This window comes from Kiritimatiella glycovorans, from assembly GCF_001017655.1.
GTDB lineage: Bacteria > Verrucomicrobiota > Kiritimatiellia > Kiritimatiellales > Kiritimatiellaceae > Kiritimatiella > Kiritimatiella glycovorans.
Genome location: NZ_CP010904.1, coordinates 2,573,495 through 2,593,106, shown reverse-complemented (window position 1 = coordinate 2,593,106; position 19,612 = coordinate 2,573,495). Strand labels below are relative to the sequence as shown.

Genomic DNA, 19,612 nt, shown 5'->3' with positions numbered 1-19,612 from the left:
GCTGCGCTTCGACGCCGGACAGTCTACCGGTAAAGACCGGCGAATAAAAGCCCGCGGACCTGCGGGCCGCAGCCGCGCCGCCAGCGTTCGAAGGGCCAAGGCGCGTGATATCGTTCGTAGTAGCGCCGTAAGCCTGCCCCCCGGCAGGCCAGGCGCGTTATAAGATCACGGCCCTGGCCCCGCTGCGCGGACCTGCGGGCATGATCGCATCATGGGGCCGACGGTCTCGCGCTCGATCAGTTCCGGGCGGACGAGCCGGTGAAGCCCGGAGGGGGTCTTGCCGGCCCTGCATTGCTCCAGCAGATCGAAGGCGATCTCGACATGGCGGTCGAGGTGAGGATTAACACCCGTGCGCGGCGGGTTGAACAATTCGCTGCGCGGCGTCCAGGCGTATTCCATAATTGACATATCGTCCGGTACGGATCGTCCCTTGGCCCGGCAGGCGGCGAGGGCGGCGGTGGCGAGTTCTTCCGTCAGGCACAGCAGGGCGGTGACAGAGTCCGATTCCGCGGCGCGAAGGTATTTTTTTAACCGGTTGAAGGTCTCGATCAGTGCATGTTTGGCGTACTGGCTGTCAAAGGCGATACAGTGTCGACGCATCTCGTCTTCATTCATTACATCGCACACCGCCTCACGCCACGTCTCGATCTGAACGGAGAGCACGGAGTGGGCCGGATCGATGTTCGGGGCGATGAGCGCGATCTTTTTGTGCCCGGCTTTCCTGAGATGGTCGACGGCCATCTTTACGCCCCGTCGGTCGTCGCAGGTGACCGTCGGCACCGGATCGCCCTCGATGCGCCCCGCGATCAGTGCGACGTGATCGCCGGCGTTGCGCACGGCCCGTTCGAGTCTGCCGTAAGGCGAGATCTCCTCCGGCCACCCGAAGATCATGGTGGGGTTGCCGACCTTCAGGGCCTCGAGCATCGGTTTTTCATCGTTCTCCATCACGCGGATGACCCGCACCCCGTAGTCGCGATCCTCCGCCTTCTGCAGCACCAGCCGGATCGTCTCCTCCGTGATCGAAAACGGTGCGGCCGAACAAAGTAACGTGAGGGTGCGCGCTTCCCGGTTGAGATCGTCGAGCACCGTCGTGCCCCGCTGTCCGTTGCGCCGGACCAGCCCCCGCTCTTCGAGGTCGGACAACGCCCGCCGTGCGGTCAGCCGCGCCACCCCGTACTCGGCGGCCAGGGCCCGTTCGGAGGGGAGGCGCTCCCCGGGCTTCAGCTTTCCGGCGCGGATCCTGCCGAGCAGTTCGGCGCTGATGACACGATGTTTGCTTTGAGTGCGGGTTCCCATGGGCTGAAAACCCTATGACGACCCCCGTCGCGAAAATCAAGCGGATTCCGGGCCGGAAAAAATATAGATAAAAAATCTGGACAGCCGCGTCCGGATGCATGTATGTCCTATGGTATAAGACCACGATGCGGGGATTGCCTTTGAATGGTGTGAGGGGAGACAGCAAACACAAGGAGGTACGAGAATGAAGAGGTTTTGCGTAATGGTTGCGCTGATCCTGTTTGCGGCGGGCGCGCAGGGGGGGGATAACTTCGTCTGGATCGGTAACGGCACACAGTGGACGAACGGGGCGAGCTGGAACCAGGGGGGATCGCTCCCCGGCGTGGGAGATAATGCGCTGTTTACCCAGGACGGTAAAGGCGGTTATCTCAACGACGACGTCGGCACGATTCTTAATATCCAGGTGGCGCGGGGGAAGGACGATCCACCGGCCAACAGCTTGACGATCAATTCGGGGGGCGCTGTTGAATGCGCAGCCAAAGTGTACGTCGGGTATGAGGGTGTCGGTACGCTGACCCTGGACGGGGGTTCCGTGGGTATGGGACAGGATCTCTTCATTGCGTCTGACTTGGACGCCGACGGTGTCGCAGAAGACGGATCGACGGTAAATCTCAACAGCGGTTCGTTGACGGTAGACCGGAATGCGTTCATCGGCCATCGCGGCCGGGGATATATGAAGGTAAGCGGCGGCTCGTTGACCCTGAACGGCGACGGCAATATGTGGCTGAGCGACTGCTCGTTTCAGGTGCTTGACGACGATGCTTCAATCCGCGTGAACAATGCGGTGTTTGCATGGGGCGATACGAACCATACCGGTTCCGCGGATGTCTCGTTCCGCCTCTCGGATTCGGCCGGGGTATCCACGATTTCGGCTCAAGGGCTCACCGTCCGGGACGATGGCGATGACATTGGTTTCACCATTGATGCCGGCGACGCGCCTGATGGTGCGTTCTCGGTAACGTTGTTTAAGACGACCAATGCCATTACGCTGGATGCGTTCAATGCGCTCACCGGTGTGCTCCAGACGGTGAATATTGAGGACTGGACGCTGAGCCGTGAGGCCTCGAATAAGGAACTGGAATTTTCGGGGACCGTCATTCCGGAGCCGGCGACGTTCGGTCTGCTCGGTCTGTTCGGCCTGCTGATGGTCCTGCGTCGCCGGATCATGGCCTGATCCGGGTCGTACGCGCTGAATGCCCCCTCCCCGCGAGGGCAGGGGGCTTTTTCAATTCACGCGCATGAGCGAGCTTCGGAGCGCGGTTGCATCGCCTTTTCAACCCGCGTTTTCCCCGGCGCGGACTGCTTCACGCCCCGCCGGAGGAAGCCCACGCCCGGAAAAGCGCGAAGGACACAGGGCGTGCCATGGATCGCATGCAAAAAACCGCGGATATAAACGCACGGGGAGACCGGATGCAATCGGAACGGACAACGGTTTGGCAGGGGGAGTGGATACGGTTCGGGTGGAATCCGACGGTGCCGTTGCTGAGGAGGGCCTTCGAGGCGCCGCGGACGCTCGCGCAGGCCCGCCTGCGCGCGACGGCGCTGGGGATCTGCGAATTGTGGCTCAACGGGGAACGCGTGACCGACGACCTGTTCCGCCCGGGGTGGAGCGATTACCGCAAGCGCGTCTATGTTCAGGAGTACGACCTCACCGGCCGCATCCGGCCGGGCACGAATGTCCTCGGCGCCGTGCTGGCCCCCGGCTGGTACGCGGGGTACATCGGGCCTTTCGAGGACAAGGGGTTTTACGGGCCCGAGGCCCTCTTCTCCTGCGAGCTGCACCTCACGGGCGCGGACGGCGCCACGGAGACGATCGTCTCCGATGAGTCCTGGATCGGGCGCGCGAGCCCTGTCCTTCGCGCCGACCTGCTGATGGGCGAGTGGTACGACGCGCGCGAGGAACCCGGGGACTGGAGCGCGTCGGAATACGAGCCCGAATTCGATCCCGGCATGCTCACCCCGCCGGGAAAGTGGGGCCCGGTCGCGGTGCGGGAGCCGCCCGCTACGGTCACAGTCGAGCCGTGTCCCGGCATTCCGGTGCGGGCGGTCGACGAACTCCCCGCGGTCGCAGTCCACGCCCTCCCGAACGGAGATCATGTTTTCGATTTGGGCCAGAACATGGTCGGGGCATGCCGGCTGAAACTCAACGTCCCGCGCGACACCGAACTCGTGCTGCGTCACGGCGAGATGCTCGAGGCGGACGGATCGGTGTACACGGATAATCTTCGGGCCGCGCGGGCGGAGGACCGCTACACCGCGAAGGGGGCGACGGACGAGACCTGGCAGCCGCGTTTCACCTTCCACGGCTTCCGGTATGTGCAGATTGCCGGTCTGCCCGTCGCGCCGCCGTGTGACACCGTGACAGGCGTCGTATTCTCCTCCGTTCATAACCGCACCGCGGAGTTTCAGTGCTCCGACCCGCGCGTGAACCGTCTCTTCGAAAACGCCTGGTGGGGGTTTCTCGGCAACTACCTCGAGGTGCCCACCGACTGCCCGCAGCGGGACGAACGGCTGGGCTGGACCGGCGACGCGCAGATCTTTATGAAGACCGCCACGTATCTCTCGGACGTGCGCGCGTTTTACGAAAAGTGGCTGCAGGACCTGCACGACGCCCAGCGTGCGGATGGCGCGTATCCGGATGTCGCGCCCGATCTCGAGCGGCTCGGCCACGGCCGGGCCGCGTGGGGTGATGCGGGGATTATCTGTCCGTACATGCTGTGGCGCACGTACGGGGAACTTCGCTTCGCCGAACGCTGGTGGGATGCGATGAATCGCTACATCGACTACCTGTTTACGCCCGGCAATACGCATAACGGCCCGAACGCATGGTCCTACGGAGACTGGCTGAACCTCGACAGCCCCACCCCCGACGAATACATCGGCAAGGCCTACCGCGCTTACGATGTGCGGCTGATGCGCGAGATGGCGCAGGCACTCGGGTACCACGACGACGAAGCGCGGCTCGCCGGGCAGGAGCGGAGGGCGCGCGACGACTTCAGGGAACGGTTTCTCGACGCGGACGGCCATCTCGCCGTCCGCACCCAGACCGCCGCGGCGCTGGCGGTCGCGTTCGACCTGCTCGAGGGTGACGCATGGCAAAGTGCGGCGAACGACCTCGCCGCCGATGTCGAGCAATGCGGCCACCTCACCACCGGATTTGTCGGTACGGGCCTTCTCTGTCCCGCCCTGACCCGCTCCGGGCGGCATGACCTCGCCGTGGAGCTGCTTTTGAGAGAGGACTATCCCTCGTGGCTCTATGAAGTGAAAAACGGGGCTACCACGATCTGGGAACGCTGGAACTCATGGTCGCACGAACACGGCTTCGGCGACGCGGCCATGAACTCGTTCAACCACTACGCCTTCGGGGCCGTCTGCGAGTGGATGATTGAATCGCTCGCCGGGCTTCAGCCCGCCGCGCCCGGGTTCGGCAGGCTGCGGGTCGTTCCGGGATGCACGCCGTCGCTCGACCGGGTGAAGCTCTCGTACGAATCGCCGCACGGTCTCATCGGCGTGGCGTGGGAACAGACCGACAGCGGATATCATCTCTTGATCGCGACGCCGGTTCCGGCGGAGGTTCACCTCCCGGACGGTGTTCAGGAGGTTGACCCGGGCGAGCACGATTTTGAGTTCGGGAGCTGACGGATACATGGAGGGAGATCGATGCCGGGTTTAAAAGGGGCGACCCCGATCAGGCGGGTGTGGTGCATGCTGGCCCTGGCGGGCGGGATCGCAGCCGCCGCGCGGGCGGCGGGCGGCGCACCCGCGCGGCGGCCGAATGTGCTGCTCATACTCACCGACGACCAGTCGCACCATCTCGGGATGCTCGACGTGCCCGGGCTGGAGACGCCGCACATGGACCGCGTCGCGCGCGCCGGCATGTTCTTTGCCCGCGCGTATTCCGCCGCCGCCTCCTGCGCTCCCTGCCGCAGCGCCCTCCTGACCGGCACGATGCCGCACACCAACGGCCACTGGCGCAATACCGAGGGGCCCACCCTCGACGATCCCGACGTGGCCTTCACGCGCCGGAGCCGCAAGGTCGATCCGGTCGGCGTGCACGAGCATATTCCCACGCTGATTGAAATCCTGAACGGGCGCGGGTACGTGACCGGGATCACCGACAAGTTTCATCTCAGTCCGCCCTGGAAATTCCCGTTCGATCACCGCTACCCGGTCGGGCTGACGCCGGAGGCCAGCGGCCGCGCGACCGCCCGTTTCCTGGAGGAGGCCGGCGACGCGCCCTTCTTCCTCATGGCGAACATACGCCATACCCACCGCCCCTTTCTTCAGCACGTCCGCGCCGCCGGGACGCCGCGCGTCGATCCGGGCGAGATCGAGATCCCGCCGAACTGGCCGGACACGCCGGCCATGCGCCGCGACTACGCCGCGTACCTGTCCTCCGTGCAGGCCGCCGACGCAGTCGCGGGTGCAGTGCTCGACGCGCTGCGCCGGTCGGGACGCGGCGGCGATACGCTGATCATCTTCAGCAGCGATCACGGCTTCTGCTACCACCGCGCCAAGGCCACGACCTACGACTGGGGCGTACACGTGCCGCTCGCGATCGCGGGTCCGGGCATTGCGCCGGGGCGGCGGACCGAAGAGCCGGTCGGTCATATCGATCTCGTCCCGACCCTCCTCGATTATGCGGGGATTCCCGTTCCGGAAGAGGTCCAGGGGCGTTCCCTGCGCCCGCTGTTGTCGGGACGCGCGCGGGAACTCGACCGGCGCTACGTCGTTTCCGAACATCATGCGCACGGCCCGCACCCCGATGAATACTATCCCACCCGCGGCATCACCGACGGACGCTGGCGGTATATCCGCAACCTGCGGCACGAAAAGACGCCCGGGTATCCGATGGAACGGTTTGTCGAGGATGCGGCGTTCCGCGACAGGCCCAAGGCCCTCGCGTGGATGCCCTGGGACGCTACGCCCGGCGGCCCCTGGGGGAACCGCGCCTTTGAGACCATCGTGAAGCACCGCGAGGAATATCCCGAACCCTACCGCCTTTTGAAGGCCGCTTTTTACCGTCCCCCGGAGGAACTCTACGATCTCAGGAACGATCCGTATGAAATGCACAACCTCGCGGACGATCCCGAATGCCGCGAGGTGCGGGATCGTTTCCGGAAGGCGCTGGACGCCTGGATGGAACGAACGGGAGATCATCCGAATCCGCATGACAAGATGCTGCAATGAAAAAACCTTAAAAGACTGCCGGTATTCGTAATGGTTCAATGTCCTGTTCCAGGGGTAAAACAGGAGGGAAGTGATGCTGAAAAAGATTATGGTGGCTGCGGGGGTTCTGGCCTGGATACCCATGGCCGGGGCTGCGGGCCGGTCCCTCTTTGATCCGCCCAACGTGGTCGTCTTTTTTACCGACGATCACGGGTACGCCGACCTCGGCGTTCACGGGCAGTGTGACGATGTGCGCACGCCGAACCTCGACCAACTCGCCCGCGACGGGGTGCGGTTCACCGACGGGTACGTCACCGCGCCGCAGTGTTCGCCCTCGCGTGCGGGACTGATGACCGGACGTTACCAGCAGCGGTTCGGTTTCGAGCACAACGCCGCCGGCCCGCTGCCGCTGGACGAAGTCACGCTCGCCGACCGGATGAGCAGAGCGGGATACCGTACCGGGATGATCGGCAAGTGGCATCTCGAGCCGAACTGGACGATGCGGGACTGGACCGCGCGCGTCCTGAACGAACCCGACCCGAAACCGGGCCTGCGCATCCCGTTCAGGAAGATACTTCCTTATTATCCGGGGGCACGCGGATTCGACGACTACTACAAGGGGGAACTCAAGCGGTACTGGGTCAATTACGGCCTCGACGGAGCCGAACGCGCGGACGACGGGGAATGGGTCAATAAGAAGGGCTACCGGCTCGAACTCCAGACCGAAGCCGCGCTGGAGTTCATCGACCGGAATCACGAGAATCCCTTCTTCCTCTACGTGGCCTACTTCGCCCCGCACGTTCCGCTCGAGGCGACGGAACAGTACCTCGCGCGCTTCCCGGGCGAGATGCCGGAGCGGCGGCGCTATGCGCTGGCGATGATCTCCGCCGTCGACGACGGCGTGGGGAAGGTGCGGGATAAACTGGCGGACCTCGGGATCGAACGCGATACGCTCATCTTTTTCATCAGCGACAACGGCGCGCCGCTGAAGATCGACATGAAGGACCTTCCCATCTCTTTCAGGGGCGGCGCGTGGGACGGGTCGATGAACACCCCCTGGACGGGGGAGAAGGGCACGATTATGGAGGGAGGCGTGCACGTCCCGTTCCTGGCCGCCTGGCCGGGCACGATCCCGTCCGGCCAGGTCTGCGAAGACCCGGTTATCTCGCTCGATGTGGCTCCCACCTGCCTGGCCGCCGCGGGCGAACCGGAGGCTGCGGAACTGGAGGGGGTCAACCTGCTCCCGCGCCTCAGGGGAGAGATCGATGCGCTGCCGGACCGCGAGCTGTACTGGAAGTTCTGGCGGCAGGCCGCCGTCCGGCGGGGACGCTGGAAATACCTGAGGCTGAGCGACGGCCGCGAATACCTCTTCGACCTGGAGAGCGATCAGCACGAACATCGCAACCTGATCCGGACCCACCCCGAGCGTGCCGCCGAACTGCGCGGGAAACTCGAGGACTGGGCCGCCGGGAACCGGCCCGCCGGCCTTCCCGACGAACCCCTCAACTCCCAGGAGGAGAAGTGGTACGCACACTATCTGGACTGAACATCCATGATCGTGGTGTCGAATTATGAAAATTAAGCCTGAAGTCAGATGGATAAGTCTCTGGCTGGTGCTGACCGCCGCGGCATGCCCCGGGGGCCGCATGGGCGGGGACGCAACCCGCTTCTCGTTCCGGGGCGCGCCGGGGGCGGACGCCTGGGTGAATACCTGCATCCGACGGTTCTTCACGAACCGGGTTGATGAGGGCGCGACCTATGCCCTCGAGTACCAGGCGATCGCCGACTCCTGGCTCCACGACGCCTTCATGGGTGGCCGCCTTATCCAGGAGCGCAAGCGCACGCGGCTGCTCGACACCCCCCTCAGTGTCGAGGGATACGTCTCCGCGCAGCAGCATATCTCGAGTTCGCAGGACGACGGCTGGCCGTTTCCCGTCTGGCCGCAGGTGCCCGGCGAAACCGGGTACGAGGGGACCACCTTCGGCTGGCATTTCTATGATCAGCCGCAGGAGTGGGAGATCGTGCTCCGCCATCATGTGAACCCGGCGCCGGGTTCCCCGCCGTTTCTGGGGAAAGGGGCTCGCGCGGCGTGGGAGCTGACGGACCTCGACGATCACGGACTGGATGCCGGCCGCCACGCCTGGACGCTCGCTCCGGCGGGCAAGCTCCCGACCCTGACCGGGCCGGAGGAGGTGAAACTCGATGCGTTCAATTGTCCGTATATCCAGATTCGCATGAAGGCCGCAGGCCTGCGGGACGCCTGCATGGATTGGCGGCGGGCGGGCGACGAAGACTGGAGCGCGTCGCGCCGCATGTACTTCCGGCCCGAGACGACCCCGCACAGCGCTACGACCGGCATGCGCCACGCCGAACTGCCGCTCCACCGGCACCCCGCCTGGACGGGCACGATCGAGCGCATCCGTTTCCGCTTCCCCGAAATCGCGCAGGACCGGCCGTTCTTCATCCGCTCGATCTTCACCCACTGGGACACGCGCCATCTGGTCAATAACGCCATCTACATCAAGGCCGCATGGGAACACTTCCGGTGGACCGGCGATCTCGATTTCCTGCGCGTCATGCTGCCTCGGATGCGGCGGGCGCTGCGGTTCATGATGGACGAGGGCCATGCGCGCGAGCTGAACCATATTCGCTGTACCTGGCCCGGACACGACGGACGTCCGGGGTTTACCGTGCATGACGACGGGTCCAAGACGCCCCACCCCGGCCACGGCAAGGGCGGCAGCTACTGGGATCTGCTCCCGTTCGGCTGGGACGACCTGTACACGACCACCCACTACTATGCCGCGCTGCGGGCCATGGCCGAACTCGAAGAGGCCGCCGATGCGCATCCCGGATGGGCGATCCCGGACGGCTTCGCGGCGTTCGACCCCGCCGCGCTGCGCACGCATGCGGCGGCGGTGAAGGAGACGGTCAACAGGAAATTCTGGGATCGCGAAGACGGGCGGTTCGTAGGGTGCATCGACCGCGACGGGGTGGCGCACGACTACGGGTTCACGTTCGTCAACCTCGAAGCGATCCATTACGGCATCGCCACTGAACCGCACGCGGAGCGGATCATGACCTGGATCGAAGGCGATCGGATCGTGGAAGGCGACACGGCGACCGGCGAAGACATCTACGCCTACCGCCTCGCCCCGCGCGCCACGACCCGGCGGAACATCGACTGGTACACCTTTTCGTGGTTCTCGCCCGAGGTCAATCCCTTCGGCGGACAGATCCAGGACGGGGGCGCCGTGCTGGGGTTCTCGTTTTACGACATCATGAGCCGTATCCGGACGCTCGGCGCCGACAACGCCTGGACGCGCCTGATGGAGATCCGCGCCTGGGATGAGGAGGTGCAGGCGTACGGCGGGTACCGGAAGTACTACGCCGAGGGCAGGGGAGGGACCACGCTGCAGGGCGGCGGCACCGCGGGCGGAATCGGCATCGACTTCGAATTCACCGAAAGCAGCATGCTCGCCGCCGTCGTCCCGCTCGGCTTCATGGGGCTGCAGCCCGACGGAGACACGCTGCACATCGAACCGCGGCTGCCCGAAGCCTGTCCGGCGATGCGCGTGCGCAACCTGCGTTACCGCGGGGTGCCCCTCGACATTACCGTCGCCCCCGGACGCGCCGCGGTTGAATTGCCTCGTCATCCCCCTAAACCGATCCGGATCACACTCGGGGAAACAACCAGAGTTTTGACGCAACCGGGAATCGCGCGGTTCAGCCGGTAGGGCGTCGCCGGGATGCCGGCGTAAAAAAAGGTTATTCGGAACCTAAAAAAAGGAGTGAGACGCATGATCAGGAAAATGCTGCTGTTTGTGTGTACGACGCTGTTCGCGCTGGCCGGCGAGGCCCGGGAGCGCATGAATGTCATCTTTATCCTGGCCGACGACCTCGGCTGGGCGGATACGACGCTGTACGGGCACACGGATCTGTACGAGACACCGAATCTCGAACGGCTCGCGAAGCGCGGGATGACCTTTACCCGCGCCTACACCGCCAGCCCGCTCTGTTCGCCGACCCGGGCCACGATCCTTACCGGACGTACGGCGGCGCGTACGGGGCTGACCGCGCCCTGCTGTCATAGCCCCGCAGTGCGCCTGGAACCGTCCGTGGTCGAGGCCGTCGAACCCGGCGACAAATCGCGCCACTGCGTATCCGTCAGTCGCCTCGACACCCGCCTGCCCACGCTCGGCAAACACCTCAAACAGGCGGGATACGCGACCGCGCACTTCGGGAAGTGGCATCTCGGCCACGAACCCTACAGCCCGCTCGAGCACGGGTTCGAGGTCGACATCCCCCACTGGCCCGGCCCGGGTCCGGCCGGGAGCTACGTCGCGCCGTGGAAGTATCCGGAGTTCGAGGCGAATCACCCGAAGGAGCACATCGAGGACCGCATGGCCGAAGAGGCCGTGGCCTGGATGAAGTCACTCCCCGACGATCAGCCGTTCTACATGAACTACTGGCAGTTCTCCGTGCACGCGCCCTTCGACGCCAAGCAGGAGCTGATCGAATACTACGAACGGAAGATCGAAGAGGAACTCGATCCGGACGACCCGCAGCGCTGCGCGACCTATGCCGCCATGGTCCATTCGCTCGACGACGCCGTCGGGACGCTGCTCGACGCCGTAGAAGAACGGGGGATCGCCGACCGGACCGCGTTCGTGTTTTTCTCGGACAACGGCGGGAACATGTACGACGTGGTCGAAGGCCGTCCTCCCACGAGCAACAAACCGCTCCGCGGCGGTAAGGCGACGGTCTTCGACGGCGGGATGCGCGTCCCCTGCATCGTCGCCTGGCCGGGACTGACGGAGCCGGGCAGCCGGACCGACGCCATGATCCAGAGCACCGACTTCTACCCCACGCTTCATCGTCTGCTCGATATGCCGCTTCCGGAGGGGTACGAGTTCGACGGCGTGGACTTCACGCCCGTGCTGCGCGGACGTTCGTTCGACCGCGGCCCGATCTTCGGCTATTTCCCCCACGATCCCAGGGTGCCCGACTGGCTGCCGCCGTCGATGACCGTGCACTACGATAACTGGAAACTGATCCGCACGTTCCATTTCGGCGAAGACGGGGGGCACGAGTACCGGCTCTACAATCTCGCCGAGGACATCGGCGAGACCCGCAACCTCGCCGAAGCCTATCCCGAAAAGGTTGCCCTGCTCGATCGCATGATGCAGCGGCATCTCGAGGAGGTGGATGCCGTAACGCCCGAACCGAACCCCGACTTCGATCCCGAACAGTTCGAGCCGGAGAAGATCGGGGTCGGGCGCGACCGCAGCAAGCCGAGGAAAACAACCGGCCCGAAGGCCGAAGGTCATCGCGCGGCGGGCGGCTGGAGGTCCAAAGGACGCACCGTCGGGCTCGAAGTCCTGGACGGCGCGCTGGTAATCCACTCCACCGCGGGCGACCCGTGGATCGAAACGAACATCGATCCGGAGGTCGACGGACCGGTATCCGTCTCGCTGGAAGTCCGCGCGGAAGAGCAGGGCGCCCTGATGGTCTTCGCCGGCTGGGATCACGCGCCCTATGTGCCCGGCAGCTACGAGGTCGCCGCCGTCCGCACCACCGACCGCTGGGTGCCGGTGCGGGTCGAGTTCGATAAGGCCGGCCCCCTGACCGCGCTGCGGATCGATCCGCCCGGCGCGGACGGCTCGACGCGTATCCGTTCCATTCGGGTGCATAACGATGACGGCTCGCTGCTGCGCGAATGGAATTTCGACGGCAAGAGGAAGAGACAATGAGTCCGCAGCGCGGGCCTGTCGCCAAAGGGCGGTGCTGAGGGCGCGTAAAAACCCATGATCATGAACAGCTGGGACCACAACCCGGGGGCTAGAGGAAAGGGTGCGCTGACGGAGGCGGGGCGCAGCGGCGTGGCCCTCGTAATGGTTCTCGGGTTTCTGGCGCTGTTGATGATTATGGCCGTGGCTTTTGCGATCTCAATGCGGACGGAACGGCTGGTCTCGAGGGCGGCGTTGCATGAGACGCAGACGAGCCTGATGCTGGATGCGGCAGCGAGCAGGACGATGTTCCTCGTCGACACGTTCATGAACGATGAAGATCAGTATTTTCCGGATTTCAGACTCGTGAGCGGGGACCCCGATGTATGGGGCGTATCGGGGACGGGTGCGGACAGGGTCATGATTCCGGATTGCTTTTATTACGATGAGTGGATCCCGTCGGATCTGTGGGATGCCGTGGATGAGCAGTCGGAACGGATGGGATGGACTTCCGTGACGGCGGGGGGGGAAGTCGTCGGACGCTGGGCCGGCCTGGTGATCAACAATTCAGGGCTTCTCGACGTGAACCGGATTTTCAGCTACGAGCGCACGAACGACGTCCAGCGGAAGAACCTGTATCTGAGCAAGGACCTGCTCGACGAGTTTCGTCAGGACGAGGATGAAGAGGATCTGGAAAAGGCGTTCGTCTACAACCGTGACAGGGCCGAAGACCGGTGGGTGCGGGCGGTCAATCTCGGCGAGGTGAACAGCTTTAATGCGGGGCTGTTCGATACGGCCGCACGCCATTTATTTACCTGTTCCTACTTTCCGGAGGAGACCTTTTCCTATGGGGATTCGGTGGACGTTCAGCCCCTGATCCTGAAGAACTGGTATACGGACGTTCGGTGGAATGGGTGGGACGTCCTGTACTCGGTCTGGCGGGATGACCAGCGGACGGAACTCCGGAACAGGCTCAGGCAGATGCTTGAGGACTACGTCGCGGAGGGCAACGAACTTACTTCCGTGGCGGATTCAGTCGAGTCGGTGCAGGAGTATATGGACCGCTTTCACTATATTAGGCCGCACGGCGCGCCGGACAGCCCCCTGGCCGACCGCTACGCCTATTTCTCGCAGGTGGATTCCAGCGAAAGCCCGATGCTCAACGAGATCGGCGTGCGGCGGACTGTAACCCGGGTGGTGGATAAATACACGGTGAAGTTCGAGGTAGACCTGGAGATGGTCATCCCGTATCTGGCCGTGGACAGGGATGAATGGGGTTACGCGGAGATGGGGGGGCGGGCTGCCGAGTTTCATGTGGACTGGCGTCCGGTCAACAATTCGGAGGGCTGGGATTTCGGAGACACCTCGAAAGACTTCGGGTACAAGAATTTCCGGTACCATCATCTCGACGAAGTCGGCGGTCCCGATGAGGCCTCCCGCCTCTATCACGCAAGCCTGGATTTTGTTTCGGACACCAAAACGCTCGCTGAGGCCCCCGCGGAGCTTCCGGGTCTGGAGATCGTGTGTGCCTATGTGCTTTGGCGACGGGACACCGGGGGGGCGATACAGAATTTTTTTTATGATGCCATTCCGTTTCGCAACGGGACGCTCGACACCGCCGTCGAGGTGTTATCACCCGGCAGCGGGGATGAGAGCGCCTTTTACGAATGTGTCGATCCCCGATTCAACCATCTCTGGAATGAATCGTGGAGGGAGGTGGATACGCCGTCACCCGGTGCAATGAACGAAGAGGCGCGCCGGCTCTACTCCGATCTGGCGGGGGGGAAAGACGGCCACTGGTCCATGCGGCGCGGCAGTCGAGTGAACGACAATGGGGCGGGGGAGATCCGTTATACCCGTTTTGAAAACATATCCGGGCTCGGGGGGGCGGCCTATGATGTGAATCGCCCCTGGGAGACCGTGCCGCTGGTCGGTGAACGCGCGATGCCGGTCTTTGAATACCTGCGCCTGTGTGAGGATGAAGGCCGCTACCATCGCCGGGTCACCAACGGCGTCGCGGTTCCCGATGATAAAGTCAGCCTGCTGACCCGTCGGGAAGGGGTGCTGGGCAGCGCCTTCTATAACCGGGGCGCGGATAGGGTTCAGGACGAGATGCGTCTGCCCCGGTTCGGCACCAACACGATCAGTGCGGCGGAGGCAAGGGCGCTCGCGCGTGTAATGATCAACCGCATCGCGGAGGCGGAGGAGCCCCCGGCGAACACCTTTGAGGCCTTGCGTCTCGTCTCTTACGAAGACCTCATCGAGGCCCTTCCCCCGGACAGTATCGCCCGCAATAAGCACTCCATCGACCGCCTGATAGGCCAGATCTATGATCTTCTCCACGTCCGGCAGAACCTGTTCACGGTCCTGCTCGGAGCGCAGAAAGTCGAAGACCGCAACGGGACCCCGGGAATCCAGTCCGAAGAGATCCTGGGTGAAAAGTGGGCCCTCGCGGTGATCTGGCGGGATCCTCTCAAGACCGACGAAGACGGGCACGTGGACGAGAACGGCCTGAATCGCATGAAGCCTCTGTTTTTCCATTGGCTGGATTCCTGACGGGAAGGGCAAGATGAAAAAAGCGATCACGATAGCGGTGTTGGCGGTTTCGAGCTGCGCTTTTGCCATGGCTAATTCGAACAATACCATGGTGCGCATCAATCAGAAGGTTCAGCGGCACAAGACCCGGCTCCCGCCCTTGAGCTATCGGGCCTTCAAGATCCTGACGATGCCCGGCGAGCAATTGAAAATCGCGGACCGTGTGGTGTCCGACGAGGTGACGGCCGGGATGCTCGGATTCCGCCCGGGGGAGAAAGTTATCGGCTGCAACAGCTTTCGCACCGGGGCGGTGCTCTATTCAAACTACGCGATCTATTTTATCGGTGAGAATAATTTCCGGGAGCACAGGGGCCTCGACCCGGCCCCTAAGGCCACGATGGAGAGCAGGGAGGCCTATGCGTTCCGCACGAAGTTTTACTGCGTCATGCCCCTGAGCTACATCCCCGAAACACGGTTCCGCGAGGTTCAAACCCCGTACGGGGAAGAGGGGGATCTCTCCTGGGAAATGCAGCTGCCTGACGGCCAAAAGATTATCCTGCCCTCCCGTACGATCAAGGTCTTCGCGGAGATGGTTGCGGACATCATCGAAAATCACGATTACTACGAACGCTACGTCGAAGAAGAAGAAAACAATCCGTGAAATGGGGCTTTTCTGAAGGACCGCATTCAAGCCCGAAGGGAAAACCGCAATGAAATCATTCGCTGTCAGTATCATGGCCTTTGGTGCCGTTGCCGCATCATCCATAGCGACTGCCGGGCCGGTCGAGCTGCAGACCGGGAGCCGCGTTTTTCCTATCAGGGCTTCCGCTACGCCTAGATCTCCGGCTTGAGCGGGAAACCGGAGGCGGGAGATTTCACGGGCTGGCTGGTGCGCAGCGATGTCCCGAGGATCGGCACCTTCGCCTGCTCCGATCCGCTCCTCAATCATTACTACGAAGTTTCCCTGCGCACGATCGAAGGCAACCTGCAGGGCTACCTCACCGATTGCCCCCATCGCGAGAAATGCCAGTGGACCGGCGACCTCCACGCCGTGGCCGAGGCGGCCTCCTACAACTTCGATCTCTCCAAATTCTTTCCCAAGGCCGCCCGCGACCTGCGGACGACCCTCGGCATTGTACACCCGCACCCGCAGAGCAGCCTGCCCCGCGACCCGAGGGCACCCGCCAACGTGGCGGGCGGCAGACGGCTGCCCCATCAGGCCCGGCCGGACTGGGGTGCCGCCACCGTCCTCGTCCCCCACACCGCCTGGCTTTTTTACGGAGACACCGGGATCGTCCGCGAAAACTGGCCGGTGATGGAGGGCTGGATGGCCTTCCTGCGCGAACACGCCGTGAAGGAGGGCATCATCGAGGAGGGCTATGGCGACTGGTGTCCCCCCGGCAGCAACTCCGAGATCGATACCCCGGTGGCTTTGACTTCGACCGCTCTCTATTACAAATCCCTCCATGCCATGCGCGATATGGCCAATGCTCTGGGCAAAAGTGGATCGGCGGAGACATACGCGCGGGAGGCCGAAAGGATCAAGGCCGCCTTTATCGACCGTTTTCACAACCGGCAGGCCGGTCACTTCGGCACCCAGACCGGCACCGCCATGGCCCTGCAACTCGGACTCTACCCGGAGGCTCGGCGCGCCCGCGTGGCGGACGGCCTCGTCCGCTTGATCATGGAAAAGGCGGACGGGCGCTACACCACCGGCATTTTCGGCCACCGCCCGCTGTATACCGTTCTCAACGACAACGGCAAGGCGGACGTCACCGCCCACCTCTGGCAGCAGACCGGATTTCCCTCGCTCCGTTTCCTGACCGAGAAGCACGGGCTGACCACCTGGCCGGAGGTGCCCTACGACTGGCCGGAAGGGGAGCGCTACCGCCGCAACTCCTTCAATCATCCCATGCACAGCGGCTTTGCCGCCGTGTTCCATGAAAGCCTCAGCGGCATCCGGCCCGATCCCGCTCAGCCCGGCTTCAGGCACTTTATCCTCCAGCCCTGCTTCCTGCCCGGGCTCGAGTGGGCCCGGGCCGACCACCGTTCGCCCTTCGGAACAATCTCCAGTCATTGGAAACGCGACGGCGGGCGAATCGTCTGGAACGTCACCGTTCCGGACGGTTGCTCCGCCTCCGTCCGCTTGCCGCAGGCCTCGGCGGTTCGCGTCAACGTTCAGCCCGCCCCCGCACCGTTCGTTGAATTAACAGCCGGAGACCATACCATCGAGTTGTTGTGAGCTTGGCACGCGGGCTCGAACCCGCGCCCGAATCATGACGGGCGAAACCGCAAGAGTGAAATACAAAATCCAGCGGAGCTGGCGACCGCTTATGTCCGCTAATAAACGCTTATGAATGAACTCCGCGAAACAACCTTTTTCTGACCGGATTCACGATACTGATGGCCCTCTGTCCGTTCGGGCCGTTCGGTTTGTGTGGTCCGGCGGCCGCGGCAAGTGGACAAGCCCTGCCGGCCGGCGATTACACCATTCCCGGCCACGTCCGGACGGTCGAGACACTGGAGCCGGAACGGGTCCTGCGGGACGCCACCCTGATACTCGACGGGTCAGCAGGAGGGAAAGGCCTCGGGTGAAGTGACCGCCGGAATTGCTCTGCCGCCGCGACATCGTCGATGACGAAATCAACGGTCGCCGCACCCCGATCGAACGGTACTGGAATCCCGGTGGAGATCAGATGTACCTGTTCTCCGAGGGCGTGCCGGTCGACTTCGAGCAAGTGCGCATACGATCGCTCCACGAGGGACTTGCCTCAGATGAACCCATGCGGAATTATAGATCCCGTTATTTTACCATCCCGTTATGAGGAGAAAACCGATGAAAGCCGCCTATATCGTATTGGCCGGATTGTGTGCAGTGACGCTGCGGGCCGATCTGGAAACCTCCGTGACGGTCGATTTCGCCGTGCCGCAGGAAGTGGTGTCCCAGTGCGGCATCCTGGAGGGCCGCGATGCGGACGATGCGAAGTATACGCCGCTGATTTCGGGCACGGAATGGGCGCGCAATTTTTCGTCGTACAACAGCCGTGTGCAGAAGATGCTTGATCTGGGGTGCACGGTCATGGTCCGGCTGGATGATTTCCCGCGCCGCAACGGCGGGTTGATGCCCTACGAGAACTGGGCGCTGTGGGAATCCTTTGTGCTGGACCAGGCGCAGACGTGGGGCACCAACGTGGTCTACGACGTCTGGAACGAGCCGAACCTGAGCATGTTCTGGCCCGGCACCGACGCGCAGTACTACGAGGCCTACCGCCGGGCGCATACGGTGATTAAAAATGAGCTGGGATCCAGCGCAAAAGTGAGCGGCCCGAGCGCCCACCGCTGGTACACGACCTACATCGAGGATTTTCTGGACTACTGCGTGGGCGAGGGCTTGACGGTCGAGGTGCTGCAATGGCACGAACTCAACGAGCGCGACGACGATATCCCGTCGATCCAGTCCCATCTCGAATATGCCCGCACCCACTGGAAAGACGATCCGGCCTATGCCTCGCTCGGCATCCGGCAGATTGTCCTCGGCGAAACCGTCGGCAATGACCGCACCTACCTGCCGGGTTCGACGCTGGGATATTTCCACTACGCGGAGCAGGGCGGCTCCGACGGGGCGTGCAGCTCGTGCTGGAACAGCGACTGCGAAAACGGCAGCATCAGCGGGCTGTTGAACGGCCCCAACGGCGACCCGCGCGCCGTCTGGTGGACCTTCAAGTCCTACGCCGACGGCGTTGCCGGGCGGGTGGAATCGACCACCCTCGATGAGCGGGTGGTTCCCCTCGGCAGCCGACAGGTTGCCGGTTCGCCCGGCACGGCCCAAGTGCTGCTCGGCTATTTCGAGTTCGGATCCACGCCGGATCGCGCCGACGTTACCCTCACCCTGAACAATCTCGATTCTGTCACGGGGTTTGAAGCGAACGGTGCCGTTTGTATCCAGGTCGAAACAATCCCGGATACGGGGAGCAGCAGTCTGTTGGAGCCGGTGTATGTCGGCGAGGCGACCGTAGACTTAACCGGCGGCAGCGCCGCGGTGCTGCTGCCGGATCTGGGGCTGGAGGAGGTCGCAGTCCTCACCCTCTCGCCCGCCGAGTCGACCTTCCGGCTGCACGTGACCGATCCCGATCCCGCCGCCTTTTCCTTTGCGTGGCCCTCGACGACGGGAGAGTTTTTCAACATCCATCGCAGCACGAATCTGGCGGAAGGGTTCCCCCCGCCGCCTCTGGACGAAAACCATCCTGCCGCAGCCGGTGACGAAACCGAATACAGTGATACCCGGCCCCCGCCCGGCTCCGCCGCCTTCTACCGGGTGGCGAAGACCTCGGGGGCCATTTTTGAGGACGGATTCGAAAGCGGAGTCCTCGACCCGCAAAAATGGACGACCGAGACCACGCTCGAAGGCCGGGTGCGCGTGAGCGATGAGTATCCCGGAACCGGCCGGTTCGGTGTGCTGCTCGACGACGAGGTGTACGGCAGCATCAAGTCGATTGCCGCCCTCATTACCGCTCCGCTGGACCTCACCGCGATTCCCACGCCGACGCTCTCGTTCCAGTGGAAGGATTTCAGCGACAACGCTGATCCCGAGGACGGGGTCTTCATCTCCACCGACGACGGCGCCACCTGGCAGCAGCTCTTCAGCTTCAACGACGGCCCCTCGGAATACACCTGGAAGGACATCCCCCTCGACGCCTACGCCGCCGAGAGCGCGGTGCGCATCAAATTCCAGTTTTACGACAACTATCCGATCCCGTCCGACGGCTTCGGCATCGACAGCATCTTCGTTGCCCCATCCGCCACGCGGATTTCGTGGCCGATTCTCCCGGCTCCGTGACCGGGGTTTCCCGGGATGCAGACTGCGGTGAAGCGCATCTGGCATG

12 protein-coding genes are annotated in these 19,612 nt (G+C 63.7%); 11 read left to right on the top strand and 1 reads right to left on the bottom strand.

Features of this window, described 5'->3' with window-relative positions:
* Positions 1-165: 165 nt before the first annotated feature.
* Positions 166-1,296: a LacI family DNA-binding transcriptional regulator gene (locus tag L21SP4_RS10795; protein WP_052882661.1), complete on the bottom strand. Its 1,131-nt coding sequence runs from the start codon at positions 1,294-1,296 to the stop codon at positions 166-168.
* 202 nt (positions 1,297-1,498) lie between these two features.
* Here L21SP4_RS10795 and L21SP4_RS10790 point away from each other — a divergent pair, with 202 nt between their 5' ends.
* The 11 genes from L21SP4_RS10790 to L21SP4_RS10740 all read left to right on the top strand — a co-directional run bounded on the left by L21SP4_RS10790 (position 1,499) and on the right by L21SP4_RS10740 (position 19,566).
* Positions 1,499-2,470, top strand: coding sequence for a PEP-CTERM sorting domain-containing protein (locus tag L21SP4_RS10790; RefSeq protein WP_052882660.1), 972 nt, complete (start codon positions 1,499-1,501; stop codon positions 2,468-2,470).
* Between the two features lie 236 nt (positions 2,471-2,706).
* Complete coding sequence (locus L21SP4_RS10785; protein ID WP_160300813.1) at positions 2,707-4,935, top strand: alpha-L-rhamnosidase; 2,229 nt, start codon at positions 2,707-2,709, stop codon at positions 4,933-4,935.
* Positions 4,936-4,956: 21 nt separating this feature from the next.
* Positions 4,957-6,486, top strand: a complete 1,530-nt coding sequence (locus tag L21SP4_RS10780; RefSeq protein WP_082116712.1) for a sulfatase family protein — start codon at positions 4,957-4,959, stop codon at positions 6,484-6,486.
* A gap of 73 nt (positions 6,487-6,559) precedes the next feature.
* The gene (locus L21SP4_RS10775) at positions 6,560-8,011 is read left to right on the top strand and encodes a sulfatase family protein (protein ID WP_052882657.1); all 1,452 of its coding nucleotides are present in this window, start codon (positions 6,560-6,562) and stop codon (positions 8,009-8,011) included.
* A gap of 25 nt (positions 8,012-8,036) precedes the next feature.
* Entirely contained in the window at positions 8,037-10,202 is a 2,166-nt protein-coding gene (locus L21SP4_RS10770; RefSeq protein WP_052882656.1) for a glycosyl hydrolase family 65 domain-containing protein, read from the top strand.
* A 63-nt stretch (positions 10,203-10,265) separates the two neighbouring features.
* Complete coding sequence (locus tag L21SP4_RS10765) at positions 10,266-12,218, top strand: sulfatase (protein WP_074041474.1); 1,953 nt, start codon at positions 10,266-10,268, stop codon at positions 12,216-12,218.
* A gap of 54 nt (positions 12,219-12,272) precedes the next feature.
* Positions 12,273-14,750 carry a hypothetical protein gene (locus tag L21SP4_RS10760; RefSeq protein ID WP_160300812.1) on the top strand — a complete coding sequence of 826 codons (2,478 nt, stop codon included), beginning with the start codon at positions 12,273-12,275 and terminating at the stop codon, positions 14,748-14,750.
* Positions 14,751-14,763: 13 nt separating this feature from the next.
* Positions 14,764-15,390: a hypothetical protein gene (locus L21SP4_RS10755; protein WP_052882654.1), complete on the top strand. Its 627-nt coding sequence runs from the start codon at positions 14,764-14,766 to the stop codon at positions 15,388-15,390.
* A gap of 186 nt (positions 15,391-15,576) precedes the next feature.
* Entirely contained in the window at positions 15,577-16,971 is a 1,395-nt protein-coding gene (locus L21SP4_RS10750) for an alpha-L-rhamnosidase-related protein (RefSeq protein ID WP_052882653.1), read from the top strand.
* 161 nt (positions 16,972-17,132) lie between these two features.
* A complete protein-coding gene (locus L21SP4_RS12990; protein WP_144413840.1) occupies positions 17,133-17,324 on the top strand; it encodes a hypothetical protein in 192 nt (63 codons plus the stop codon).
* Positions 17,325-17,565: 241 nt separating this feature from the next.
* A complete protein-coding gene (locus L21SP4_RS10740) occupies positions 17,566-19,566 on the top strand; it encodes a GH39 family glycosyl hydrolase (RefSeq protein ID WP_052882651.1) in 2,001 nt (666 codons plus the stop codon).
* Positions 19,567-19,612: the final 46 nt, after the last annotated feature.